At 60.4% G+C, this 7,415-nt stretch carries 5 protein-coding genes and 2 tRNA genes; all 7 read right to left on the bottom strand.

The window, feature by feature from the left end; translation table 11 throughout:
- Nucleotides 1-577: 577 nt before the first annotated feature.
- A complete protein-coding gene (locus ACMO6A_RS02760; RefSeq protein ID WP_009305600.1) occupies nucleotides 578-1,096 on the bottom strand; it encodes a hypothetical protein in 519 nt (172 codons plus the stop codon).
- A 758-nt stretch (nucleotides 1,097-1,854) separates the two neighbouring features.
- The gene (locus ACMO6A_RS02755; protein WP_009305599.1) at nucleotides 1,855-2,325 is read right to left on the bottom strand and encodes a MarR family winged helix-turn-helix transcriptional regulator; all 471 of its coding nucleotides are present in this window, start codon (nucleotides 2,323-2,325) and stop codon (nucleotides 1,855-1,857) included.
- A gap of 211 nt (nucleotides 2,326-2,536) precedes the next feature.
- A tRNA-Ser gene (locus tag ACMO6A_RS02750) sits at nucleotides 2,537-2,629 on the bottom strand.
- A 57-nt stretch (nucleotides 2,630-2,686) separates the two neighbouring features.
- Nucleotides 2,687-2,778, bottom strand: a tRNA-Ser gene (locus ACMO6A_RS02745).
- A gap of 63 nt (nucleotides 2,779-2,841) precedes the next feature.
- Nucleotides 2,842-3,936, bottom strand: a complete 1,095-nt coding sequence (locus ACMO6A_RS02740; RefSeq protein ID WP_227101151.1) for an ABC transporter ATP-binding protein — start codon at nucleotides 3,934-3,936, stop codon at nucleotides 2,842-2,844.
- Nucleotides 3,937-4,045: 109 nt separating this feature from the next.
- Nucleotides 4,046-5,302, bottom strand: a complete 1,257-nt coding sequence (locus ACMO6A_RS02735; RefSeq protein ID WP_009305597.1) for a peptidylprolyl isomerase — start codon at nucleotides 5,300-5,302, stop codon at nucleotides 4,046-4,048.
- A gap of 247 nt (nucleotides 5,303-5,549) precedes the next feature.
- A complete protein-coding gene (typA, locus tag ACMO6A_RS02730; protein ID WP_009305596.1) occupies nucleotides 5,550-7,361 on the bottom strand; it encodes a translational GTPase TypA in 1,812 nt (603 codons plus the stop codon).
- Between the last annotated feature and the right edge of the window lie 54 nt (nucleotides 7,362-7,415).

Below are 7,415 nucleotides of genomic sequence, written 5' to 3'. Positions count from 1 at the left end.
GCGCAGATCCAGCGCGCAGCCTCCTCAACCTTGCCCGTTTCTCACACCGATCTCACGCGGATTCCACGTTTCTTGCCACGTTTTCCAACGCGGATTACCCGCCGTTTGCCATCTTTTCCAGCGCGAATCCAACGCTGCGGGAGAGTCGACGATCTGAATCAGCGCGGTGAAGACCAACGACGCAGGTGGGGAGCTTGCGACACAAGCGACGATGGGATGGTCGCGGGTTGTGGAAAACCCCGCTGCAGCTGCACGCGCAGCTGCAGCGGGCGGCGCTTTCGCCGCAGTGGAAACCATTTGGCGCTTCGCGGACGCGAAACGCCGGCGGTCTCCCGACACCCGAGACAGCGCCCCCGCCAGGTGAGGTAGCATCCCCGCCAGGTGAGGTAGCGCCCCCGACAGCTGAAGCGGCGTCCCCGAAAGCTGAGGCGGCGTCCCCGAAAGCTGAGGCGGCGTCCCTGGCGGCCGAAGAAGCCGCACATGCGAATCGGCCGCACCTTTGCAGGATGCGGCCGATTCGGAGAAACTTGCGTTTGTGCGAATGTTTCACGTGAAACATTCGTTCGGATGGGCGAGGCTACTCCTCGTCGTCCACCGCATCCTCTTCGAGGTACTTCTCGTCGATATCCTCTTCGGCGTACGAATCGGCGTCGTTCAGCGCGATCATGAAGTTCGGCGCCTCGCCCACATAGGCAGGCTCTTCCTCGAACGTCACGTTGCCCTCTTCGTCCATTTCGTAGAGGTAGCTCACCGCGTAGCCGGTATCTTCGCCCGGTACGCCGCCCTCGGCGATGAGCGCGTCCTTCACGCCGTCGTCGATTTCGATGTAGCCGTCGTAGCACAGCGCGTACGCCGCGGCGCCGCGAGCATGCTCCACCGTATGACGAGCCAGGTTGAAGCATTCCTCGGCCGAGTCGGCAGGATGGTTCTCGATGAACAGGTTCTCCTTCACCACCAGTGCCGTGAACGGCACAACGTCGGAACCCTGCGTCATCTTTTCCTTGGCTTCATCGAGCGAGAACAGGAGCACTTTCTCCAGAATCTCGGGGATCTCGGGAACTTCCACGTCAGAGCTCTCAACTTCGCGATCGGCCATAGCCTTGTCCTTTCAAAAGAGGTACTTCGTTGCCAACCAGTGTAGAGCTTGCAGCCGCAGCTTCGCCTCGCGCCCCAAGCTATTTCGGCGTATCTGCAGAATTTGGCCGCGCGAACCTGCAAGCACGATGCGCACGCGGGACGCAAGAGGCGCGTCCGCTCAACTTCGTCGGCGCCGAGATCGAGCGTCACGCGGCTGCAAACGTTTCGCCAGCGCTGGTTTTCGGGCTGGTTCTGCAAGTTTTTCGACTTCGTGGCAAACCGTTTGCAAGCACCGGTTTTCTCACCAGGCGTTTTGCGTCGGCATCGGGAAGGAGCGACTGGGCGTTGCGAAGCGTCGAGGACAAAACCCCTGGTCGTGAATGATGGCTTATGCCACGAAGTCGAAAAACTTGCACGGGCCGCCCTATTTGCTGCTGACGCGACTTTCGATTGCTGCTACCCGTGCCAAACCTTCTCGACCGTAGCGTTCGGCTCGCCAGCACAAATGTTTCACGTGAAACATCGGACAGAACGGAACGCAGGGGGATGGGATCCGCCGTTGAACCGCAACCGACACGACCGCTCCCCGCCGAGCTCTGAGCTGAGCCGCGCCGATGTCGGCGCGACGGCTACCGACCGTCAGAACCGCGCGGGCGCTGCGGAAGGCGTGGACTTCGCAGGCTGGGGCGGCTTGCATGGACGAGCCCCCGGCTTCGGGAGAAGCCGGGGGCTCGGACGATGGCGCATATGCGCGGCGATTAAACCCGTCTGCGATATTTAGCGGCAGCAGCACTCGTGGGCTTTGCGACCCTTCTTCTTGCCATTGATGCCCTTGTCCTTCATCGAGAGGATGAGCTTCTCGGTGATGGCGTTCAGCTGGGCGATCTCCTCCTCAGACAGGCATCCGATGATGTCGTCAGCCGTCTTGTCGTTCGCGGCGACGCGCTTTTGAGCGACCTCGCGACCCTCGTCGGTGAGCTTCACGGCGTAGGTACGCTCGCCTTCGGCGTCCTCGATGGTGACGTAGCCGTTGCGCTCGGCCTTCTTCACGATATCCTTGAGCTCGCTGCGGTTGAGACCGAGAATCTTCACCAGCTCGCGCTGAGTGGTGCCGTCGTTGTCGACGAGCGCGTTCAGCAGCGCGCCCTGGCCGCGCTTGTAGCTTTTCGGGCCGTTCTTGTGAAAGGCGAGGCGGACGAGCTTGCTGGCCTTCTTGAGCTGCGCGAGGGTCTGGGATGCCTGGTTCATGGAGGGTCCTTCTCTCTTATTTCTGTCTCTCTCGGGCAACTATAGAACTCGCCGCACGCCAGAGGTCGATTACCCACAAATATTCACTGAATAATTATCTTTCCAGTTGAATGACCTTATTTGCATTATTCGAGAATAATACTCAGTCGGTTTACCATCAAGGCGCCCCTATCAAACAAAAAAGCGCCCGAAGGCGCTTGTTTGATGAAACTGGCGGAAGGGCAGGGATTTGAACCCTGGTCACCGGGGTCGCCGGTGAAACGGTTTTCGAGACCGCCGCATTCAGCCGCTCTGCCACCCTTCCGCGTATGATCGGGGCAAAACCCCGTATGAAACGCGCCTCGGGGGCGCGGGAGTAATCTGGCGGAGAGATAGGGATTCGAACCCTAGGTACTCTTTTGGAGCACACACGATTTCCAATCGTGCACCTTCGGCCAGCTCGGTCATCTCTCCGCTTATTGGTCGAGCATGCTCGCGCGTTGCGCGGTCATGCAGCAGCTACGTAGTATACAACAGCTAATACGCACTCACAAGCGAGAAATATTCCTCTTCACGAGCATCATCGAAATTTTCGTCTGCTTGCACACAGGGCGAGGCGGATTTCGCACTCGACGCGCAGGGTATAGAAGATGTCGACGCAGCGTCAACAACGGATCGCGGAAGCGTGCTATGCGGTACGGCTGATCGCGGAGACGTCGTGGGGGATGCGGCGGAATGAGAAGTATGCGTGGCCGGCTCCGTGGAACGTCCGGCGATCATGCGCTGCACGTGCAAAGGAACGTCGAACAGCTCGCTCATCACGCCATCCGTCAAGAGCCGGCCTTTCGACCCGTCGGCGAACACCGTACCGTTTTTCAATAGCACGACGCGCTTGATCTCGGGGATAATATCCTCGGGATAGTGCGTGACCAGCACGATTCCCTTTCCCGCTTTCGCAAGCGTGCGCATACTCGACCGAACGTAATACATACCTTCGGGATCAAGTCCGGTGCACGGCTCGTCGAACACAAGAACTTCGGGGTCGTGCACGAGCGCACGAGCTATGAGCACTCGTCGCGCCTGGCCGGTGGACAGCGTCATGATGTCGCGTGCCGCCAACTCGTCAACACCCAGCAGCTCCATAACCTCACGAGCTCGCTCACGGGCTTCGTGCAAGTGCTGGGCGTCGACCCGCGCCGGGACGCCCAGCATTCCGTACAACCCTCCGGCCACCACGTCCACCGTAGGCAGATGTACGGAAATCTGATCCTGCATCGTCGACGAGACGACGCCCAAGCTCCGCTTCACGTCCGCAAGGGTCGCACGCTCGCTGCCGCGAAACCGAACCGGCGGCACTTCCCGGTGCAAGGGAAGCATCTCGCGCGTGATCAGCTTTACAAACGTAGATTTTCCCGACCCGTTCGGACCCAGCAACGCAAGATGCTCGCCTTCCTCCAGTCGAAACGAGTCGACCGTCAGAATAGGCGCGCCCGCACGCTGCACGACCGCGTTGTGCAGTTCGAGGAAGGGAGGCGTTTGGATATCCATGGTTCTCCTAAGGGGCCGCGGATGTTTCACGTGAAACATCCGGTCGGGACGGGCGATCCACAAGCAACCGAGGCTGGCAAGCAACCCGGTGAGCCGTCAAACAAACAAACTCGCAGCCACGCCAGAAACGAAACGGCGGGGTCCCGAAGGACGCCCGCCGTGTCGAACTCAGATGAACCAACCTTCCCGAAGCTTAGGCGGCTTCCGCAGGCTGCTCGGAGGCGTTGTCGCCCGCGGCGGCATCGGCATTGCCCTCGGAGGAATCGGCGCCATCGGTCGCGGCCTGATCCTCGGAAGCGGGAGCGTCGGTACCGTCGGCAGAAGCACCGTCGGCAGCCTCACCGCCTTCGGCACCGTCCTTCGAACCTTCCTGAGTTCCGTCGGTTGCGCCGCTATCGGCGTTCGGCGCAGGATACTTGGACATATCGACATCATAGGGAAGACCCTGAGGCATGTCGTTGATCTTGATGTCGGCAGCCTCGGTGGTTTCGTCAAGCCACTTCTTGTAGGCTTCCTGCTGCTTCGTGGACTTCAGCGACGAAGCGATGACGGATATCCACTCTTCCGGGATCTGATCGAGGCTCGTCACTTCTTCAGGAGCCTTGTACACATCGGTGCACTTGATGATATGGATGCCGAACTGTGTGGTAACGAGACCGCTCAACTGGCCTTTCTCAAGCGGCTCGAGGCCGTCCTTGTACTCTTTCGCCAGGTTGCTGGGGTTGTTCCAACCCACATCGCCATCGCGCTCGACAGAACCCGGATCCTGCGAGTATTCCTTCACCGCATCGACGAAGTCAAGCTCGCCGGAGTTGAGCTTGTCGAGCACTTCCTGAGCAGTTGCTTCATCATCGGAATTGAACAGGATATGAGAGGAACGCTTGGAACCGTCGTACGCGGTCGCGTACATCTGGGCGTACTGCAGCATGTCAGCGTCGCTGGGATCTTCGTCGGAGGCGAACGATGCGTACAGCTTGTTCTCCTTGAGCTTCTGCTCTATTTCAGCGCGATAGCTATCTTCGGTCATTCCCGCCTGATCGAGCGCGGCCTGCCACTTCTCGTCGGTGTCGTAGTTCGCCTTCACCTTGTCGATCTGCTCGTCAATCTCGGAGCTCTCGACGGTGATGCCCTTCTCCTCGACGCCTTCCTTCAGCAACTCACGCTGGGCGTAGGAATTGAACACTTCTTCACGCACGGAAGCAGGGGTGTAATCGTTCTGAGAAAGCCATGTGCCCCACGAATCTTCATCGTCAGCACCCAGCTGCTCGCGCACGCCCTGGATGTAGTTGGTGATGGTGTCTTCGGCGATTTCCACACCGTTGACCGTGCCCGCCACACCGCCGGTGCCCGACGAAGCGTTGTCATCGCTCGAGCATCCGGCCAGACCCCATGCGCATGCCGCCGTCAAACCGACCGCGCACACGGTCTTCATGATGTACGTTTTCTTCATATGACCCTTCCCTCGAACATGGGCTTCGCCATCGCACCGCCTACTGGATCGCCCATGAGATAAGTACTGCGCTGTATTCTCGCACACGCGATAAAACGGGTTCTTGCGTTGCACAATATACCCATTATCGATTCACAGTCCCCACGCCAGGTTTAGGGATATACCCGCCTGTTCGCGCGAGCTGAAGCCTTATTTCCCTCTTGTAAGAATGCGCCCTGATCAGGGCGCATTCTTACATAGTGATAGATTATTTCTTGGCAGCCTTCTTGCGATCGGTGGCCGACAGCATCCGCTTGCGTAGGCGGATGTTCTGCGGGGTGACTTCCACCAGCTCGTCATCCTCGATGTACTCCAACGCCTCTTCCAGCGTGAACGTGATGGGCGGCGTGAGCGAGATAGCCTTGTCGGCGCCCGACGAACGCTGGTTGCCCAACTGCTTCGACTTGGCGATGTTGACCACCATGTCGCCTTCCTTCGACGACTCGCCCACGATCATGCCTTCGTAGCATTCCTGGCCGGGACCCACGAACAGGCGGCCGCGCTCCTGCAGCGCATCCAGAGCGTACGCGACGCTCTTCTCGGTGGACATGGAGATCATCGAGCCGTTCTTGCGCCCGTTCATCTCGCCGCGATACGGGCCGTACTCGGAGAAATGATGGAACATCGTGGCTTCGCCACGCGTGACGTTCAGCAGACGGGTGCGCAATCCCATCGTGCCGCGCGACGGAATCTTGAACACGAGGTGCGTCTGGTCGCCGCGCTGGTACATGTCGGACATCTCGCCGCCGGCGCTGCCGAACACCTCGATGGCCTTGCCTGCGTACTCGCTGGGCACGTCCACCGTGGCCTCCTCGATGGGTTCCAGCTTGCGGCCGGACTCGTCCTTCTTGATGAGCACGCGCGGGCGACCTACCTGGAACTCGAATCCTTCGCGGCGCATCGTCTCCATGAGAACCGACAGGTGCAGCAGGCCGCGGCCGGCAACCTCAACGCCCGACTTGTCCTCAAGCTCCTCGATGCGCATGGAGATGTTGCTCTCCTTCTCGCGCATCAGGCGCTCCTTGAGCTGGCGCGCTCCCACGATGTCGCCCTCGCGGCCGACGAGCGGGCTGGACGATGCCTCGAACACGATGGCCATCGTGGGCTCTTCCACTTGGATGGGATCGAAGCGCACGGGGTTCTCGCGACTGGTCACCATGTCGCCGATGTCAGCGTCTTCCACGCCCACCACGGCCACGATGTCGCCGGCGTGCACCTCCTGCTGCTCCTTCTTGCCCAGCGCCTCGAACGTGAACACCTGCTTGATGTTGGTGTTGTAGCGCGTGCCGTCGTTCTTGATGACCAGCGAGGGCTCGCCTTTATGGATGGTGCCGGAGAACAGGCGCCCCACGCCGATGCGGCCGACGAAGCTGGAATGGTCGACGGTGCAGATCTGCAGCGCCACCGGGCCGTTCGGCTCGCAGTCGGGAGCCGGGATCTCCTTGAGGATGGTTTCCAGCAGCGGGATCATGTCCATGTTGTCGTCGTCGGGCGCGAAACGGGCGTAGCCGTTCATGGCACTGGCGTAGACGACGGGGAAGTCCAGCTGCGCGTCGGATGCTTCGAGCTCCACCATGAGGTCGAACACCTCGTCCACCACTTCGTTGGGGCGCGCGCCCGGACGGTCGATCTTGTTCACCACTAGGATGATGCGCAGGCCCTGTTCAAGCGCGTGGCGCAGCACGAAACGGGTCTGCGGCATGGGGCCTTCGAACGCGTCCACGATGAGCAGGGCGCCGTCGGCCATGTTCAGCACGCGCTCCACCTCGCCGCCGAAGTCGGCGTGGCCCGGCGTGTCGATGACGTTGATCTTCACGTCGTTGTACACGACCGAGATGTTCTTGGACAGGATGGTAATGCCGCGCTCGCGCTCCTGGTCGTTGCTGTCCAGCACGCGCTCGTCAACCTGCTGGTTCTCGCGGAACACGCCGCTGGCGTACAGCAGGCGGTCGACGATGGTGGTCTTGCCGTGGTCAACGTGCGCGATAATGGCGACGTTGCGGATGTTCTCTTGCTTCATGCCTTTCTTCTTCTTTCTATTCAAGCCATGCCTAAATCGGCGCGGCGATGATCC

Source organism: Eggerthella sp., from assembly GCF_048329335.1.
GTDB classification, from domain to species: domain Bacteria; phylum Actinomycetota; class Coriobacteriia; order Coriobacteriales; family Eggerthellaceae; genus Eggerthella; species Eggerthella lenta.
Note: the sequence above shows the minus strand (reverse complement) of the source record. Positions and strands in the feature narration are given on the sequence as shown.

What these genes read in the sequence shown, in the direction of transcription:
- ACMO6A_RS02760 (WP_009305600.1), bottom strand. Translation starts at nt 1,096, where the DNA reads ATGGCCGATCGCGAAGTTGAGAGCTCTGACGTGGAAGTTCCCGAGATC.
- ACMO6A_RS02755 (WP_009305599.1), bottom strand. Translation starts at nt 2,325, where the DNA reads ATGAACCAGGCATCCCAGACCCTCGCGCAGCTCAAGAAGGCCAGCAAG.
- ACMO6A_RS02735 (WP_009305597.1), bottom strand. Translation starts at nt 5,302, where the DNA reads ATGAAGAAAACGTACATCATGAAGACCGTGTGCGCGGTCGGTTTGACG.
- typA (WP_009305596.1), bottom strand. Translation starts at nt 7,361, where the DNA reads ATGAAGCAAGAGAACATCCGCAACGTCGCCATTATCGCGCACGTTGAC.